Raw genomic sequence first — 16,388 nt, forward strand, 5'->3', positions numbered from 1 at the left:
AAGCCCCGGCCCGGTGGTCTGTTCGGACGCCCGGATCCCGCGGTGTCAGACCACCGCCGGACGGGCGGGGTCGTACGGGTCCCATCTCGAGTCCCACACCGTTGCGGGCCCCCGGAAGCGGATGGCCTCCCGCTCCGAGACGTGGATCGGGTAGGCCCCGACGATCCGCACCAGATCCTCCGGGGGCGCGTCGGAGTCCGCGAGGTCGATCGCTTCGGGGAGCGCGAGGGCGGGCGCGGGGCCGGCCAGGACCAGGCTGCTCAGGCCCGAACCTGCCACGTACGGCTTCATGTAGCCGATCACCATGCCTGGAGAGAACGGGCAGAAGCCGCGCAAGGCGGCAACGGCGAGGGCAGGAACCCTCGCCCATGCCTGATCGCCCGAACGCATCGTGATGCAGAGTTCGCGGGCAGGCGGCTGCCCGTTCGCCCGCTGCCACGGTGACAGCCCGTAGGTGACCCCGGTGACGAAGCCGGGTTCCGGGACGTCCGCGAAGACGAGGGCGAACACCTCGCCGTCACCAGGCTCGCGAGGCGGGACCTCCTGGATGTCCGGCTCCGTGCCGACCATCGCGCTCAGGCGCTCCGCAAGGCGAGCGAGCCGGTCTGGGTCGTTGAGGGGCGTCATTCGCCGAACCGCCAGTCCCACTCCGGCTCGCTGTCCTCAGTGCTCTGATCTCCGCCATGAACTCTCGATGCTCCGAGCCCGGCACGAGCCGCACGAGCGTGGGCTTCACTGGACGGTCCCTTCGAGGTTGTCTCCCGCCGGGTGAGGCCCAGCCCGGCCACGTCGTCGTAGCGGCGGCACATCTCCTCGACCCGGGCCTCGACGAAGTCGAGCGCCTCGTCGAGGCCGAGACCGTCGGCCCGCTGCCGGTACGGGACATGGACCCCGGCGGGCCACTCGCCCATGTCCCGCTCCAGGTCGAGCCGGACGAACGCCTCCACCGCGACCCCCGCCCCGGTGAAGGTGAGGGTCACGGCCAGGCGGTACTCGCTCAGCTCCTGGTCGCGGGTCAGGTCCATCCAGGTGATGGCATGGTCGAGCGTCATCTGCGGTGAGCCGTCCACGACGTCGAGCCGTACCTGCGGGCTGAGTGTCGAATCGCCGTCGTCTCCGGAATCGCTGCCGAAGTCGCACGCCAGGTAGGCGCCGAGCATGAACTCGGCCAGCTGCTTCTGGAAACGATCGAGAAGCAGCAGGAATCCCGAGAACTGCTCTTCCACAGAGGGCACGGCGAACGCTCCAAGTTCATGACGACGTCAGGGGTCAGGGTTCCGCACGGAGTCGGACGACAGGGCCTAGGACGCCCTGAGAGTGAACAGCACCCATGCCCCCTTGTGTCCATCCGTCCCCTTGTTGATCTTCATGACCACCAGGGTGAGCTTCGTTCGGATCCACAGCTGACCCCCAGGCAGACCACAGTGCGCACCCATCACCCCCCGGCACGGTGCAGTGGTGACGTCTGCCACCGATCCGCATCCCCACGCCTCCGCGCCCCTCGCGGCCAACACCGACTCGCCGCCTTCCGCGCGGTCCGGACCACCGGAGACACAGTCCGGCCCGCCGGAGAAAGCGCCCCGCTGGTCCCTCCCCGCCCTGATCGCGATCATGGTGCTGGCCACGGTGCTGTACTCCTGGAACCTGTCCGGCTCCGGTCTCAACAGCTTCTACAGTTCCGCGATCTACAGCGGAACCCAGAGCTGGAAGGCGTGGTTCTTCGGCTCGCTCGACGCGGGCAACTTCCTGACCGTCGACAAGCCGCCGCTCGCACTCATGGTCATGGGCCTGTCGTGCCGGATCTTCGGCTTCGGCACCTGGCAGATGATGCTGCCGATGATCGCGGCCGCCCTCGGCACGATCTGGATCCTTCACTCCTCCGTGAAGCGGGTGTTCGGCCACGCCGCCGCCGCGGTCGCCGCGCTCGTGCTCGCGCTCACCCCGATCACCGTCGCCATCAACCGCGACAACAACCCCGACACCCTGCTCCTCCTCCTGATGGTGTCGGGCGCGGCCCTCGGACTGCGCGCGACCCGCGACGGCAGGCTGCTGCCGCTGCTCGGCTCGGCGGTCTGCTTCGGGCTCGCCTTCAACACGAAGATGCTCCAGGGCTACATCGCGCTGCCCGCCGTCTTCGCGGTCTATCTGTACGCGTCGCACCTCGGCTGGGCGAAGCGGATCCGCAACCTGCTGCTGGCCACCGTGGCCCTGGCCGTGTCCAGCTTCTGGTGGGCGACGGCCGTCTCGCTGGTGCCCGCCGACGACCGTCCCTACATCGGCGGTTCGACGGACGGCACCGCCTGGAACCTGATCTTCGGCTACAACGGCTTGGGCCGCGTCCTCGGCGGCGAGGGCAACGGCGGTGGCGGAGGTGGCGGCGGCGGCTTCTCCGGTTCCGCGGGCCTCGGCCGGCTGTTCAACGACATCCTGGGCGGCCAGATCTCCTGGCTGATCCCCTTCGCGGGCATCGCCCTCGCCGGCGGCCTCGTGCTGTGCGGGCGCGCCCCGCGCATCGACCCGACTCGTGCGGCGCTGGTGCTGTGGGGCGGCTGGCTGCTGCTGCACTACCTGACGTTCGCCACAGCCGAAGGCACCATGCACCCGTACTACACGACCGCGGTCGCCCCTGGCATCGCGGCCCTGTGCGGTGGCGGCGGCGTCATGCTGTTCCGTGCCTTCCGCGGCGGTGACGTCCGCTGGTCCTGGGTGCTGCCCGCCGGGCTCGCGGTCACCGGCATCTGGGCGGTCGTGCTGTTGCGCCGGGCCACCGACTGGAACACCTGGCTGTGGCCGGCCATCGCGGTGGTCATGGCGCTGGCCGTCGTCGGCCTGCTCGTCTTCCGCTCCGGCAACCGCGTACGGCTGCTGGCCGCGTCCCTGGCGGCGGCGGTCGTCGCGGCTCTCGCGGGCCCGGCGGCGTACTCGTTCGCCGTCCCGGCCGGTGCGGGCGGCGCGGGCGGCGGCATGGGCGGCACCAATCCGACCGCCGGACCGTCCACCGGCCAAGGCGGCTTCGGCGGCGGACGGGGTGGCCCCGGCGGCAACGCGGGGGGTCCGGGCGGCGGCGAGATGCCTGGCGGCACCCAGCCGGGCGGCCAAGCGGCCGGCCAGGAGGGCGGCCAGGTGACGCCCGGCGGCGGTGGAACCGGCGAACTGCCCGGCGGCGCCCCGCAGGGCGGCGAGAACGGCGGTTTCCCCGGCGGCGGCACGGGCGGCCAGAACGGCGAGTTCCCGGGCGGCCAGAACGGTGGCGAGAACGCTACGGCCCCGGGCGGCACGGGCGGTCAGCGCGGCGGTTTCGGCGGCGGTGGCGGCATGGGCGGCGAGACCAGCAGCGAGCTGATCTCGTACCTGGAGAAGCACCAGGACGGCGCCAAGTGGCTGCTCGCGGTGTCCAATTCGCAGAGCGCCGGGCAGCTGATCCTGAGCACCCACAAGCCCGTCATCTCCATGTACGGCTTCACCGGCACCGACAAGGGCATGACGGTCGCCAAGCTCAAGGAGCTGGTGAAGAAGGGCGAGCTTCACTACATCCAGGTCGGCGGCTCGGGCATGGGCGGCGGAATGGGCGGCAACAACAGCACCAGTTCCGCGGTCACCGCCTGGGTGCAGAAGAACGCCACCGCGGTGAAGGAGAGCGCCTACAGCAAGACCTCGTCGTCCGAGTCGAGTTCGGCCACGGGCTCCGAGTCGGAGAACGGCCAGTCGGCCCAGTCGGCCTCGACGCTCTACCGCCTGGACCCGTCCGACCTGAACTGACCGGTCCTCGAGCGCCGGAAGGCCCCTGCCCACGCGACATATGGGCGGGGGCCTTCCGGTGTGTCAGATCACGCGCACAACAAGCGACTTGCCGGTTTCCGTCACCCAACCGACACGCTCCGTTCATTCCCTGAAACGCATGTCCATGTCACGCTCCGGTTGCCCGCTCAATCAACCCGCGTAGAACGGACGCCCCCACCATGCCCGCCACGCACATACGCCGCTGGAAGACGCTGGCGCTGACCACCTCAGCCGTCCTGGTAGGCCTCACCCTGCCGACGATGACCGCCACTCCCGCGAGTGCCACGACGACCGCGTACGACAGCACGTACTACAAGAACGCGGTCGGCAAGACCGGCAGCAGCCTGAAGTCCTCGCTGCACACGATCATCAGCAGCCAGACCAAGATCTCGTACTCCGCGGTCTGGAACGCGCTCATGGTCACCGACCAGGACCCGAACAACAGCAACAACGTGATCCTGCTGTACAGCGGCACCTCGCGCGCCAAGTCGCTCAACGGCGGAGACGTCGGCGACTGGAACCGCGAGCACGTGTGGGCCAAGTCCCACGGCGACTTCGGCGAGGTGACAGGTCCCGGCACGGACCTGCACCACCTGCGTCCCGCGGACGTCCAGGTCAACAGCATCCGTGGCAACAAGGACTTCGACAACGGCGGCAGCACGGTCAGCGGCGGGGGCGGCAGCCTCACCGACTCCGACTCGTTCGAGCCGCGTGACGCGGACAAGGGCGACGTGGCCCGCATGATCCTCTACATGGCGGTGCGCTACGACGGCGGCGACGGCTTCGCCGACCTCGAACCCAACGAGAAGGTGAACAACGGAAGCAACCCGTACATCGGCAAGCTCTCCGTGCTCAAGGAGTGGAGCGACGAGGACCCGCCGAGCGCCTTCGAGGAGAAGCGCAACCAGGTCATCTACGACAGCTACCAGCACAACCGCAACCCGTTCATCGACCACCCGGAGTGGGTCGACGCGATCTGGTAGACGGTTGAACCCCCGGTCGTCCCGTCGCACCTGATCTGCTTCGTGGTCAGGCCGGTGACCTGCGGCGACCAGATCAGCCGCGTGTCTTCCGGGCCGCCCGAGCGAAGGCGGCCATCCGCCGGACGTATCCGTCCGGGTCGCCGAAATGCACCGCGAGGTGCTCGGCGCCGGCGGCCCGGAAGCCTCGGCGCACGATGACCGCGCACCTGGAACGGATGGACGCGGACATCGCGGACCTGCGCAGCCGCCGGGCCGCGCTGGCCGCGTTCCGCGCCGCGACCGAGGCACGGCAGGCGTCCACGCCCGATGCGCTCCTCACCTGGTGAAAGAGGCGACTCAGCCGAGATGCGTCGGTGCGAACATCCGCAGCACCGCCGGGAGCAGCACCACGGACGGGCCGGGGCTCGCGAGGGCCTTCGCCAGGTCCTCCTCCAGTGTCTCGGGGGTCGTACGGATCCCCGGGACGCCGAAGGACTCGGCCAGCGCCACGTAGTCGGGGCGGGTCAGCTCCGTGGCCGTGGCCTGGCCGAAGGCGTCGGTCATGTACTCGCGCAGGATGCCGTAGCCGCCGTCGTCGACGATCAGCCAGGTGACGTTCAGGTCGTACTGCCTCGCCGTGGCGAGTTCGGCGATCGAATACAACGCGCCGCCGTCGCCGGAGACCGCGAGGACCGGGCGGGTGGGATCGGCAGCCGCCGCGCCGAGGGCCGCCGGGAAGCCGTAGCCGAGGCCGCCCGCGCCCTGGGCGGAGTGCATGGTGTTCTTTCCGCGCGGGTCGAAGGCGGACCACGCCCAGTACGCCAGGATGGTCATGTCCCAGAAGGACGGGGAGGTGGCCGGGAGGGCTCGGCGGACGGACGCCAACACGTCCTGTTCCAGGGTGAGTTCCTGTGCGGCGATGCGCTCTCCCACCCGGTCGAGCAGCGTGCGGACGCGGTCCGCGGCCGTCGGGTCGGGGCGGTCCTCGACGGTCTCCAGGAGCGCGGAGAGCGCGAGCCTGGCGTCCGCGTGGATGCCGATCGCCGGGTGGTTGGACTCCAGCTTGCCGAGGTCGGCCTCGATCTGGACGACCCGGCCGCGGGGCTTGAACGTGTGGTAGTTCGAGGACAGTTCGCCGAGGCCGGAGCCGACGACCAGCAGGACGTCCGCGTCCTCCAGGAAGTCCGTGGTGTGCTGGTCCTCCAGCCAGGACTGGAGTGAGAGCGGGTGGGTCCAGGGGAAGGCGCCCTTGCCGCCGAAGGTGGTGACGACCGGCGCGTTCAGCTTCTCCGCCAGCGACCTCAGCTTGCCGGACGCGTCCGACCGTACGACCCCGCCGCCCGCGATGATCGCGGGGCGGGCCGCCGAGGACAGCAAGTGGGCCGCCAGCGCGGTGAGTTCGGGGCGCGGGACGACGTCCTCCGGGGTCGCGTCGATCGCCGTGACCTGCGGCAGGTGGGTCTCGGCGAGGAGGACGTCCTGCGGGATCTCCACCCAGACCGGGCCGTGCGGGGCGGTCAGCGCCGACTCCCAGGCCGCCGCGATCGCGGAGGGGATCTGCGACTGCGTACGGACCGTGTGGACGGACTTGACGACACCCCTGAACGACGCCTGCTGGTCGGGGAGTTCGTGCAGATAGCCGTGGCGTCCGCCGCCCAGTCCCGCGGTGGGGATCTGGCTGCTGATGGCGAGGACGGGGGCGGAGGCCGCGGCGGCCTCCTGGAGCGCGGCCAGGGAGGTCAGCGCTCCCGGGCCGGTGGAGAGCAGCAGGGGCGCGGCCTCACCCGTGATGCGGCCGTACGCGTCGGCCGCGAACCCCGCGTTGTTCTCCACCCGCAGTCCGATGTACCGCAACGAGGACCGGCGCAGGGCGTCGAACATGCCGAGCGCGTGCTGGCCGGGCAGGCCGAAGACGGTCGTGGCGCCGAGACCGCAGAGGGTCTCCACGACCAGGTCTCCGCCGTTGCGGCCGGGGGGCGGATTCAGCGCGGCCTCCGTCTGCGCCGCCGACGGACGGAGCACCAGGTCGTGGTCGTGAGTCACTTGTTCCCGGCCTCCTGAGCCCTGGCCGCCGCGATCTGGCGGGACATGATCGTCGTCAGTTCGTACGCCGTGTGGGACGCGGCCACCGCCGTGATCTCGGCGTGGTCGTACGCGGGCGCGACCTCGACCACGTCCGCGGAGACCAGGTTGCAGGAGGACAGTCCGCGCAGGATCTCCAGCAGCTCGCGGGAGGTCATGCCACCGGCCTCCGGCGTGCCCGTGCCGGGGGCGTGCGCCGGGTCGAGACAGTCGATGTCGATGGAGATGTACAGCGGGCGGTCGCCGATGCGCTGGCGCAGCTGGTCGGCGACCTCGTCGGCGCCGCGGCGGTAGATGTCCGCCGAGGTGACGATGCCGAAGCCCATCTTCTCGTCGTCCGTGAGGTCCTGCTTGCCGTACAGCGGGCCGCGGGTGCCGACGTGGGAGAGGGCCTCCGTGTCCAGGATCCCCTCCTCCACCGCCCGGCGGAACGGGGTGCCGTGCGTGTACTCGGCGCCGAAGTAGGTGTCCCAGGTGTCGAGGTGCGCGTCGAAGTGGAGCAGGGCCACCGGGCCGTGCTTCTTGGCGACGGAGCGCAGGAGCGGGAGGGCGATGGTGTGGTCGCCGCCCAGCGTCATCAGGCGGGCGCCCGTGCCGAGCAGCTCGTCGGCCGCGGCCTCGACCGTCTCCACGGCCTCGTTGATGTTGAACGGGTTCGCCGCGATGTCACCGGCGTCGGCGACCTGGGCGAGAGCGAAGGGGGAGGCGTCCTGCGCGGGGTTGTACGGGCGCAGCAGGCGGGAGGCCTCGCGGATGGCGTTGCCGCCGAAGCGGGCGCCGGGCCGGTAGGAGACCCCGGAGTCGAAGGGCACGCCGACCACGGCGACGTCGGCTCGGCCGACCTCGTCGAGGCGCGGCAGCCGGGCGAAGGTCGCGGGGCCCGCGTACCGCGGGACGCGGGACGAGTCGACGGGGCCGCGTGGCTGGCTGCCGCCTGCTGCCGGGAACTCGGTGCTGCTCATCGTCGGACTCCTCCAGGTGGTACGGGTGATGCGTGGTGCGAGTGGTGAGTGGTGCGTGGTACCGGTGTTGCGTCTTCCAGTGTCGCGGACCCCGCTGAGGGGGACCGCCCGGCCCGGGCGCCGTGCGGCGCCCGGGCCGAAGTTCTTCGGGGGCTGGGGTGCGGTGCGGCGGCTAGGCGACCACGGCCGCCGGCTCGGCCTCGGCCTCGGCATCCGCGCCGCGCCCGGCCAGCCGCTCGCGCCAGGCGGCCAGGACCGCCGGGTCGGTCGCGGGTGTGGCCAGGGAGACGATCACGTACGCGGCCAGCGAGGACAGCAGCCCGTAGTAGACGGGCTCGTTCGCAAGGATGCCGTACGTCGCCATCAGCCCGACGACCGCGAGCCCGCCGACGACGACGGAGGCGAGCGCGCCGTGCACGGTCCCGCGCTTCCACAGCAGTCCGCCGAGGATCGGGACGAGCAGACCGCCGACGAGCAGGTTGTACGCGACGGTCAGCGCCTCGACGACGTTGTTGAGGGCGATGGCGGTGCAGATCACGGCGATGCCCATGACGAGGATGAAGACCCGGTTCCCCTTGACCTCGTCGTGGTCGTCCCCCCGGGGCCGTACGGCTCCGCGCAGCTTGGCCCAGATGTCGTTGTTGGCGACGGTGGCGCAGGCGATGAGGGCGCCGGAGGACGTGGACATCACGGCGGCGAGGGCGGCGGCGAGCACCAGGCCCCGTACGCCGACCGGAAGCTCGTCCTTGACGATGGTCGCGAAGGCGGTGTCGGCGCTGGGCAGCGTCGGGTAGAGCACCTTGGCCGCCGTGCCGATGACGGCGCCGGCGAGGGCGTACACCAGGCAGTAGGTGCCGGCGACGGTGCCGCCCCACTTGGCGGTCGTGTCGCTGCGGGCGGTGAACACGCGCTGCCAGATGTCCTGGCCGATGAGCATGCCGAAGGTGTAGATCAGCACGTAGGTGAAGATCGTCTCGCCGCCGATGCCCAGCGGGTCGAAGTACTCCGTGGGCAGCTTGGCCTTCATCTCGCTGAACCCACCGGCCTTGATCACCGCGATGGGGAGCAGGAGCAGGAGCACGCCGACGGTCTTCACGACGAACTGCACCATGTCGGTGAGGGTGATCGACCACATGCCGCCGAGCGTGGAGTACGCGACGACGATCGAGCCGCCGATGATGATCGCGAGCGTCCGGTTCATGTCGAAGAGGACGTCGAAGATGGTGGCGTACGCGATGGTCGAGGTGACCGCGAGCATCAGGGTGTACGCCCACATGACGACACCGGAGATGACACCGGCCCGGCCGCCGTAGCGGAGGTCGAGCATCTCGGAGACGGTGTAGACCTTCAGGCGGGCGATGCGGGCGGAGAAGAAGACGGAGAGGGCGAGGAGTCCGAGGCCGATGGTGAACACCATCCAGGCGCCGGAGAGCCCGTACTGGTATCCGAGCCCGACGCCGCCGATGGTGGACGCGCCGCCGAGGACGATCGCGGCCATGGTCCCGGAGTACATCGCGGGGCCCAGGCGCCGTCCGGCCACCAGGAAGTCACTCTTCGACTTGGCGCGGCGCATGCCCCACCAGCCCATGGCCAGCATGCCGGCCAGATAGACGACGATCACTGTGTAATCGATGGCCATAGGGGGCCCTCCTTCGCGCACTCGTCGGTGGCGTGTCGTGCAGATGGACGTGGGGACGCGGGCCGGGCGAGCGATACCCGGCCGGGAGTCCGGCAGCTGATCGCGGGGACATACGCCCGTACCCGCGGCTGCCGACGGCACTGACCTTAGGTGGCCGGAAGATGACTCTGAAGTGTACGTTTCATCCATTGCAGCCGACCGGGATGGAGGGAACGTCCACCATGCCGGACACATCCGCCACATCCGCCACACCAGTCCCGCCCGTCCAACCTGTCTCACCCGTCCAACCTGTCCCACCCACCCCACCGGTCCCGCTGTCCGCCCTCCTGGCCCGGGAGGACCTCGGCCTGCGCCACATCGCGGGCCCCGTCGCCCCGGACACGGTGATCCACTGGGCGCACACGTCGGAGATGGCGGACCCGTACCCGTATCTGCTGGGCGGTGAGCTGCTGCTGACCGCCGGGGTGCACATCCCGGAGGCGGCGGGCTCGGGCACCTACTTCGACGACTACGTCTCCCGGATCGTGGCGGCGGGCGGCGCGGCGCTCGGCTTCGGCCTGGCGCCGGTGCACGACACGGTCCCGCGCGCCCTGGTCGCGGCCTGCGACACCTACGGCCTGCCCCTGCTGGAGGTCCCGCCCCAGACCACCTTCTCGGGCGTGGCCCGCGCGGTGTGGCAGCTGATGGCGCAGGCCCGGCTGGCGGAGCTGCGGCGGGTCACGGAGGCCCAGCAGAGCCTGGCGGCCGCCGCGGCGCGCCCTGACCCGGTGGCGGCGGTGCTGCGGCAGCTGGCCCAGCGGGTGGGCGGCTGGGCGGTGCTGTACGGCCCGGAGGGCGCGGAGCTGGCCCGCGCGGGGAGAACACCGCAGGAGGGCCCCGTGGCCGCCCTCGGCGCCCTGGCCGCCGTCGTACGCCCCGGGCCGCCCCGGCCCGCGGTCCCCCAGGGCCCCACTCCACCCTCCGCCCCCACCCCCACTCCCACCCCCTCCTCCGCCACCGACACCGTGGGCGGCACCCACCTGGCCGCGTACGCCCTCGGCGGCGGGCGAGGCTTCGTCCTCGGGGTCGCGGCGCCGCGCCGGGACCCCGGGGACCACACCATCGCCTCCGTCGCGGCCGTCCTCCTCTCCCTCCTCACCGGGGAGCAGCAGAGCGGGAGCGGCTCGGCGCGCTCGGCGGCGCTCGTACGACTCCTGCTGGGCGCCGCGCCCGAGGAGGTGGCCCCGCTGCTCGGCGGGGACCGGTGGACCGTCGTGCACGCCCGCCCCGCGGCGGACGGTCCGGCGCCGGACGCCGTCGCCGCGTCCGCGCTGGGGGCGGCACTGGGCTCCGCGCTCATCGACACCGGTGGGAGTGTCGTACGCGTCCTCGTCCCCGGCGAGCGCGAGCCGACCGCGCAGCAGGGCTGGATCTGCGGGGTCAGCGCGGCGGTCGGCCCGCACGAGTGGGCGTCCGCCGACGGGCAGGCGGCCCGCGCCCTGGCCCGCGCCCGGGCGACCCGCACGCCCCTCGTCCGCCACAGCGAGCGCCCCGCCCTGGCGGACCTCGTGCCTCCGGCCGACGCCGCCGCCCACGCGCGCGCCCTCCTCGCCCCCATCGCCGCCACCCCCGCCCTCACCGAGACCCTCCGCACCTGGCTGTCCCTGCACGGCAGTTGGGACCGCACGGCCGTCGCCCTCTCCGTCCACCGCAACACCGTCCGCCAACGCATCGCGCGGTGTGCGGCGTTGCTGGAGGCGGACCTCGACGACGCGGACGTACGGATGGAGTTGTGGTTCGCACTGAGGGAAACCTGAGAACCCCGAGGACACCCCCGGCCCTCGCCTCTCGGTCTCACGCCGAGTGACCCACATCCCACGGTTCAGGACAACCACCCTCCCGGCGGAGCACCCCGGCACAATGGGTGGCATGCCGATATCCGGGACCCCCAGCCGCGCCGAGCTCGTCGACCATCTCGTGAAGACCCGTATCGCGGGCGACGTCGCCACGCCCCGCGAGAACAACCTCTCCCACTACCGCAAGCTCGCCAACGGCGACCGCAACTTCTGGCTCGGCCTGGAACTCGGCGACCGTTGGACCGACGAGCAGGACGTGCTCGCCGTGATGGCGGAGCGGTGCGGTGTGAACGACGACCCGGAGTACCGCTACGGCCAGGACACCATCGACCCGGAGCTGACCGTCGACGCCCTGGACCGGATGGCGGCGCGGCTGCGCAAGGCGGCGGACGGTGAGCAGCGGGTGCTGTTCGCGACCGGCCACCCCGGCGGCCTGCTCGACGTGCACCGCGCCACCGCCGCCGCGTTGCGCGGCGCCGGCTGCGAGATCGTCGTCATTCCGGACGGGCTGCAGACGGACGAGGGGTACGTCATGCAGTTCGCGGACGTGGCGGTGCTGGAGCACGGGGCCACGCTGTGGCACACCCACTCGGGTGAGCCGATGCGCGCGATCCTCAAGGGCCTGGAGGGCGCGGGCCAGCCCCTGCCCGACCTGGTCGTCGCGGACCACGGCTGGGCCGGCTGCGCGGGCCAGCTCGGCATCGACTCCGTCGGCTACGCCGACAGCAACGACCCGGCCCTCTTCCTCGCCGAGTCCGAGGGCACGCTCCAGGTCACGGTCCCCCTCGACGACCACGTCACAAGCCCTCGCTTCTATGACCCGCTGACGGCGTATCTGCTCTCCGCGGCGAACCTGTAGAAACCGTTTCCTCGCTCCCACCGACCCGCGCCGGACGAACAACCCCGGGAACGGCTGGGACGGTAGGGGCGACGGGGGGCGAAATCCCCCGTCACGGCCAGGGGTTCAGGCCCTCGTGGCGGCGTTGGGCGTAGCCAGGTGTCGGGTCGAGGTACACGCGGCTCACCACGGGGAACGCCTCTCGTAGTCGGGCCTCCGCCTGTTCGCAGGCCCATTCGATCTGGGCGGCGGTCGAGACGTCCCTGAAGTCGACCTTGGCCGCGACCAGCGCCTCGCGCGGGCCCTGTACGAGGGTCGTGAGCTCCAGTACGGCCTCGACGTGCTCCACGGCGAGCAGTTCGGCCCGGATCCGCTCCCGCATCGGCTTGGGGAGGGGGCGGCCGATCAGCAGCTCGGCGTTGGAGCGGCCGAGGACCCAGGCGACGTACAGCAGGAGGAGACCGATGCAGAGGGACGCGATGCCGTCCCAGACGCCGGAGCCGGTGAGCTGTCCGCCGAGCAGGCCGCCCGCCGCGAGGACGAGGCCGATCAGGGCGGCCGAGTCCTCCAGGACCACGGCCTTCACGGCGGTGTCCGGGGTGTGCCGGAGGTAGCGCTTGAAGGGCGCCCCCACCCGCTCCGCCTCCCCGCGCGCCTGGCGTACGCCGGTGCGCAAGGAGTAGCTCTCCAGCAGGAAGGCGACCGCGAGCACGATGTACGAGACGAGGGGGTCGCCCGGCTCCTCGCCCGCGACGAGGGTGTGGATGCCGTCGTAGAGGGAGAACACCGCGCCGCCGACGAAGGTGGCGACGGCGGCGAGCATCGCCCAGATGTAGCGCTCGGGTCCGTAGCCGAGCGGGTGGTCCTCGTCGGCCGGTTTCTCGCTGCGCTTCAGCGCGGTGAGCAGCAAAAGCTCGGTGACCGTGTCGGCCACCGAGTGCGCGGCCTCGGACAGCATGGCGCTCGATCCGCTGATGACGCCCGCGACCGCCTTGGCCACCGCGATCCCGAGATTGGCGAGGGCGGCGACGATCACCGTGAAGATGCTCTCGCCGCCGCCGTCGTCCTGCTGTCCGGCTCCCGCTCCAGTCATGGCCATGCCCCAGTCTTACCGGGTCGGCCCCCCGTCAGTCTCACCGGGCAGGCCCGGTCCTACCGGGGGACGCGGACCACGCCCTCCTGGATCACCGAGATGGCGAGCCGTCCGTCCTGGGTGTAGATGCGGGCCTGGCCGAGGCCACGGCCTCCGGAGGCGGACGGCGACTCCTGGTCGTACAGCAGCCATTCGTCGGCGCGGAAGGGGCGGTGGAACCACATCGCGTGGTCCAGCGAGGCCCCGACGACGTCCCCGGTCACCCAGCCGCCGCGCCCGTGCGCGAGCAGGATCGAGTCGAGGAGCGTCATGTCGGAGACGTAGGTGGCGAGGACGACATGGAGGAGGGGATCGTCGGCCAGTTTGCCGTTGGTGCGGAACCACACCTGGGAGTGCGGTTCGCGTATCTCGCCGACCGTGCCGTACGGAGGCGCGTCGACATAGCGCAGGTCGACGGACTCGCGCGCTTCGAGGAGCCGCTCGACGACGACCGGGTCCTTGATGACATCGGCGTACAGCGGCAGCAGTTCGGCGGCCGTGGGCAGCGTCTCCGGGTCGGGCGCGGACGGCATCGCGGCCTGGTGCTCCATGCCCTCCTCGTACGTCTGGAAGGACGCGGAGAGGTGGAAGATCGGCTGTCCGTGCTGGATGGCGACGACGCGGCGGGTGGTGAAGGAGCGCCCGTCACGGATGCGGTCCACCGTGTACACGATGGGCGCGCCGGGGTCCCCCGGACGCAGGAAGTACGCGTGCAGGGAGTGCGCGTGCCGGTCCTCGGGGACCGTGCGCCCGGCGGCCACCAGTGCCTGCGCCGCCACCTGCCCGCCGAAGACGCGCGGGACGACGGCGGAGCGGGACTGGCCGCGGAAGATGTCCTGCTCGATCCGCTCCAGGTCGAGCAGATCGAGCAGGGACTCAAGTGCCTGACTCATGCGTCAGTTGTATCGTGCGCTTGTTTCCGGTGATCTTCGCGGGCCTTAAAGGCCCATGTCCTTCGCGATGATCGACTTCATGATCTCGCTGGTGCCGCCGTAGATACGGTTGACGCGGTTGTCCGCGTACAGGCGGGCGATCGGGTACTCGTTCATGAAGCCGTAGCCGCCGTGCAGCTGGAGGCAGCGGTCGATGACGCGGTGCGCGACCTCGGTGGCGAACAGCTTGGCGCTGGCCGCCTCGGCGGGGGTCAGCTCACCGGCGTCCAGAGCCTCGGTCGCGCGGTCGACGACGGCCTCGGCCGCGTCCACCTCGGCCTGGCAGGCGGCCAGTTCGAACTTGGTGTTCTGGAAGGCGGCGACGGGCTGGCCGAAGACGACCCGCTCCTGCACGTACTGCTTGGCGAACCGGACGGCGGCCTTGGCCTGCGCGTACGCGCCGAAGGCGATGCCCCAACGCTCGGAGGCGAGGTTGTGGCCAAGGTAGTAGAAGCCCTTGTTCTCCTCGCCGAGGAGGTCCTCGACCGGGACCTTCACGTCGACGAACGCCAGCTCGGCGGTGTCGGAGGTCTTCAGGCCGAGCTTGTCGAGCTTGCGGCCCACCGAGTAGCCCTCGGCCTTGGTGTCCACCACGAAGAGGGAGATGCCGTGACGGCGGTCCTCCTTGGTGGACGGGGAGGTGCGGGCGCAGACGATCATGCGGTCGGCGTGCACGCCACCCGTGATGAAGGTCTTGGCGCCGTTGAGGACGTAGTGCGTGCCGTCCTCGGAGAGCTTGGCGGTGGTCTTCATGCCCGCGAGGTCGGAGCCGGTGCCCGGCTCGGTCATCGCGATGGCCCACATCTCCTCGCCGGAGACGAACTTCGGCAGGAAGCGCTTCTTCTGCTCGTCGGTCGCGAGCAGCTTGATGTAGGGCAGGCCGAGCAGCACGTGCACACCGGAGCCGCCGAAGGAGACACCCGCGCGGGCGGTCTCCTCGTACAGGACGGCCTCGAACTTGTACGAGTCGATGCCCGCGCCGCCGTGCTCCTCGTCCACGCGGATGCCGAAGACGCCGAGCTCGGCGAGCTTGTAGTAGAAGTCGCGCGGCGCCTGGCCCGCGGCGAACCACTCGTCGTAGACGGGAACGACCTCGGCCTCTATGAAGGCCCGCAGGGTCTCCCGGAACGCCTCGTGGTCCTCGTTGAACACCGTACGGCGCACCGCCGGCCCCTCTCTGCGCCTGAACCGGCGCCGCTCTCGCGGATGTGGTTGCCCGCCGTCGGGGTTGCGCAATGAACGGCCGCGACCCCTTGGCTAAGCGCTTGCTCAGCACTCAGGTTACCCGTCGGTCACGACGACCGTCCAGAGTCATCGGCCGCCCGCCCCCATGACGCTCGTCACGCCCGCTCCAGCTCCGCCAGCCGGGCGAGAACGCGCTGCGGGAGTTCCGCGGCGGTCAGCCGGAACGGAGTCCAGCGGTCGTTGGAGTCCGGCTTCATCGACGCCGAGAACCGGAAGCGCCCCCTGCTGTTGGGCTCGGCGACCATCTCGCCGAACGTGCCGCTCGGTATCAGCCAGGCGGTCATGATCGTTCCCCGCTCGACGTCCACGGCGACGAACAGCATGTCCAGGCCGGCCCGCGGCTGGAAGGTCTGAGCACGCACGAAGGCCATCAGCTTGCCCTGGCGAACCTGCGACCCGGTGGACATCCTGGCCTTCACCTGCACCGCCAGAGTCGCCGAGCTCCCGCGCCGGTGGAAGACGAGGTCCACCCCCTCGTCGTCCACCAGCGAGGTGGAGACGTTCAGCTCACCGCCCGTGGCGAGGATCGCCGAGGCCGCCACCAGGTACTCGGCGGCCTTGCCCATCCGTGCGGCCGCCGGGCTCTTCTCCAGGTAGTCCTCGTCGTCACTCATGACGTGAACCTACCGAGCACCCGGTGACACGCGCCCGAAGAAGCCACGATCAGAGATCAGGGATCAACGCGCCCATGGACCCCACCACTTGGGCGGCAGCGGGTCGGCCGGTGCCGAAGTCGGCTGATCGGGATGGAGGCCCAGCCCGCGCAGGGTGTCGGCGCGCACCCGGACGACGACCGTGCCGTGCCAGTGACCGTCCGACCGGACCCCGCACATGAGATCGATCCGTACGTCCCGTCCGGCGAAGGGGTCCCAGTCGATGCCCCGGTCACGCAGTCAAACCGCCATCAGCCGCCCCGGCCGCGGGCAGCCGGGGACGTTCTCGAAGCGGAAGAGGGTCACCCAGTCGGAAGCCTGTTCGCTC

At 71.1% G+C, this 16,388-nt stretch carries 15 protein-coding genes; 5 read left to right on the plus strand and 10 right to left on the minus strand.

The genetic code is table 11. The features are described 5' to 3' along the window. Positions 1-45: 45 nt before the first annotated feature. Positions 46-627: a suppressor of fused domain protein gene (locus AQJ27_RS41065; RefSeq protein ID WP_079065642.1), complete on the minus strand. Its 582-nt coding sequence runs from the start codon at positions 625-627 to the stop codon at positions 46-48. Then, complete coding sequence (locus tag AQJ27_RS41070) at positions 624-1,235, minus strand: hypothetical protein (protein WP_159064535.1); 612 nt, start codon at positions 1,233-1,235, stop codon at positions 624-626. Before AQJ27_RS41070 ends, AQJ27_RS41065 begins: the two co-directional genes overlap by 4 nt. Before the next feature lie 223 nt (positions 1,236-1,458). Here AQJ27_RS41070 and AQJ27_RS41075 point away from each other — a divergent pair, with 223 nt between their 5' ends. From AQJ27_RS41075 to AQJ27_RS60285, 3 genes are all read left to right on the plus strand, one after another. Beyond that, a complete protein-coding gene (locus tag AQJ27_RS41075) occupies positions 1,459-3,759 on the plus strand; it encodes an ArnT family glycosyltransferase (protein ID WP_067380839.1) in 2,301 nt (766 codons plus the stop codon). Positions 3,760-3,959: 200 nt separating this feature from the next. Continuing rightward, positions 3,960-4,763 (plus strand): endonuclease I family protein, encoded by an 804-nt coding sequence (locus AQJ27_RS41080; protein WP_067380842.1) that lies wholly within the window; start codon positions 3,960-3,962, stop codon positions 4,761-4,763. Between the two features lie 194 nt (positions 4,764-4,957). After that, positions 4,958-5,089 (plus strand): hypothetical protein, encoded by a 132-nt coding sequence (locus tag AQJ27_RS60285; protein WP_268814607.1) that lies wholly within the window; start codon positions 4,958-4,960, stop codon positions 5,087-5,089. Positions 5,090-5,099: 10 nt separating this feature from the next. On the opposite strand, the gene AQJ27_RS41085 is transcribed toward AQJ27_RS60285, so the two are convergent. The 3 genes from AQJ27_RS41085 to AQJ27_RS41095 form a co-directional block, all read right to left on the minus strand. Next, positions 5,100-6,785, minus strand: coding sequence for a thiamine pyrophosphate-binding protein (locus AQJ27_RS41085; protein ID WP_067380845.1), 1,686 nt, complete (start codon positions 6,783-6,785; stop codon positions 5,100-5,102). Beyond that, positions 6,782-7,786, minus strand: coding sequence for an agmatinase (speB, locus tag AQJ27_RS41090; protein ID WP_067380849.1), 1,005 nt, complete (start codon positions 7,784-7,786; stop codon positions 6,782-6,784). Before speB ends, AQJ27_RS41085 begins: the two co-directional genes overlap by 4 nt. 172 nt (positions 7,787-7,958) lie before the next feature. Continuing rightward, the gene (locus AQJ27_RS41095) at positions 7,959-9,425 is read right to left on the minus strand and encodes a sodium:solute symporter family protein (RefSeq protein WP_067380852.1); all 1,467 of its coding nucleotides are present in this window, start codon (positions 9,423-9,425) and stop codon (positions 7,959-7,961) included. Positions 9,426-9,646: 221 nt separating this feature from the next. On the opposite strand from AQJ27_RS41095, the gene AQJ27_RS41100 reads away from it, so the two are divergent. Beyond that, the gene (locus tag AQJ27_RS41100) at positions 9,647-11,221 is read left to right on the plus strand and encodes a PucR family transcriptional regulator (RefSeq protein ID WP_235613790.1); all 1,575 of its coding nucleotides are present in this window, start codon (positions 9,647-9,649) and stop codon (positions 11,219-11,221) included. Positions 11,222-11,333: 112 nt separating this feature from the next. Beyond that, entirely contained in the window at positions 11,334-12,119 is a 786-nt protein-coding gene (locus AQJ27_RS41105; protein ID WP_067380858.1) for a phosphatase, read from the plus strand. Positions 12,120-12,210: 91 nt separating this feature from the next. On the opposite strand, the gene AQJ27_RS41110 is transcribed toward AQJ27_RS41105, so the two are convergent. The 5 genes from AQJ27_RS41110 to AQJ27_RS57580 form a co-directional block, all read right to left on the minus strand. Then, the gene (locus AQJ27_RS41110; RefSeq protein ID WP_067380861.1) at positions 12,211-13,197 is read right to left on the minus strand and encodes a cation diffusion facilitator family transporter; all 987 of its coding nucleotides are present in this window, start codon (positions 13,195-13,197) and stop codon (positions 12,211-12,213) included. A gap of 53 nt (positions 13,198-13,250) precedes the next feature. Further along, complete coding sequence (tesB, locus tag AQJ27_RS41115) at positions 13,251-14,123, minus strand: acyl-CoA thioesterase II (RefSeq protein WP_067380864.1); 873 nt, start codon at positions 14,121-14,123, stop codon at positions 13,251-13,253. Positions 14,124-14,168: 45 nt separating this feature from the next. Beyond that, on the minus strand, positions 14,169-15,326 hold the full coding sequence (locus tag AQJ27_RS41120; protein ID WP_067380867.1) for an acyl-CoA dehydrogenase family protein: 1,158 nt from the start codon (positions 15,324-15,326) through the stop codon (positions 14,169-14,171). A gap of 176 nt (positions 15,327-15,502) precedes the next feature. Continuing rightward, the gene (locus AQJ27_RS41125; protein WP_067380870.1) at positions 15,503-16,021 is read right to left on the minus strand and encodes a hypothetical protein; all 519 of its coding nucleotides are present in this window, start codon (positions 16,019-16,021) and stop codon (positions 15,503-15,505) included. A gap of 63 nt (positions 16,022-16,084) precedes the next feature. Next, a complete protein-coding gene (locus AQJ27_RS57580; RefSeq protein WP_167552143.1) occupies positions 16,085-16,240 on the minus strand; it encodes a hypothetical protein in 156 nt (51 codons plus the stop codon). Between the last annotated feature and the right edge of the window lie 148 nt (positions 16,241-16,388).

Origin of the sequence: Streptomyces olivochromogenes (assembly GCF_001514115.1) — a bacterium.
Classification (GTDB): Bacteria; Actinomycetota; Actinomycetes; order Streptomycetales; family Streptomycetaceae; genus Streptomyces; species Streptomyces olivochromogenes.

Bases quoted from the DNA above. Each gene is read 5' to 3' on its own strand.
- AQJ27_RS41065 (WP_079065642.1), bottom strand. From the start codon at position 627: ATGACGCCCCTCAACGACCCAGACCGGCTCGCTCGCCTTGCGGAGCGC.
- AQJ27_RS41080 (WP_067380842.1), top strand. From the start codon at position 3,960: ATGCCCGCCACGCACATACGCCGCTGGAAGACGCTGGCGCTGACCACC.
- AQJ27_RS60285 (WP_268814607.1), top strand. From the start codon at position 4,958: ATGACCGCGCACCTGGAACGGATGGACGCGGACATCGCGGACCTGCGC.
- speB (WP_067380849.1), bottom strand. From the start codon at position 7,786: ATGAGCAGCACCGAGTTCCCGGCAGCAGGCGGCAGCCAGCCACGCGGC.
- AQJ27_RS41095 (WP_067380852.1), bottom strand. From the start codon at position 9,425: ATGGCCATCGATTACACAGTGATCGTCGTCTATCTGGCCGGCATGCTG.
- AQJ27_RS41100 (WP_235613790.1), top strand. From the start codon at position 9,647: ATGCCGGACACATCCGCCACATCCGCCACACCAGTCCCGCCCGTCCAA.
- AQJ27_RS41105 (WP_067380858.1), top strand. From the start codon at position 11,334: ATGCCGATATCCGGGACCCCCAGCCGCGCCGAGCTCGTCGACCATCTC.
- AQJ27_RS41110 (WP_067380861.1), bottom strand. From the start codon at position 13,197: ATGGCCATGACTGGAGCGGGAGCCGGACAGCAGGACGACGGCGGCGGC.
- tesB (WP_067380864.1), bottom strand. From the start codon at position 14,123: ATGAGTCAGGCACTTGAGTCCCTGCTCGATCTGCTCGACCTGGAGCGG.
- AQJ27_RS41125 (WP_067380870.1), bottom strand. From the start codon at position 16,021: ATGAGTGACGACGAGGACTACCTGGAGAAGAGCCCGGCGGCCGCACGG.
- AQJ27_RS57580 (WP_167552143.1), bottom strand. From the start codon at position 16,240: ATGTGCGGGGTCCGGTCGGACGGTCACTGGCACGGCACGGTCGTCGTC.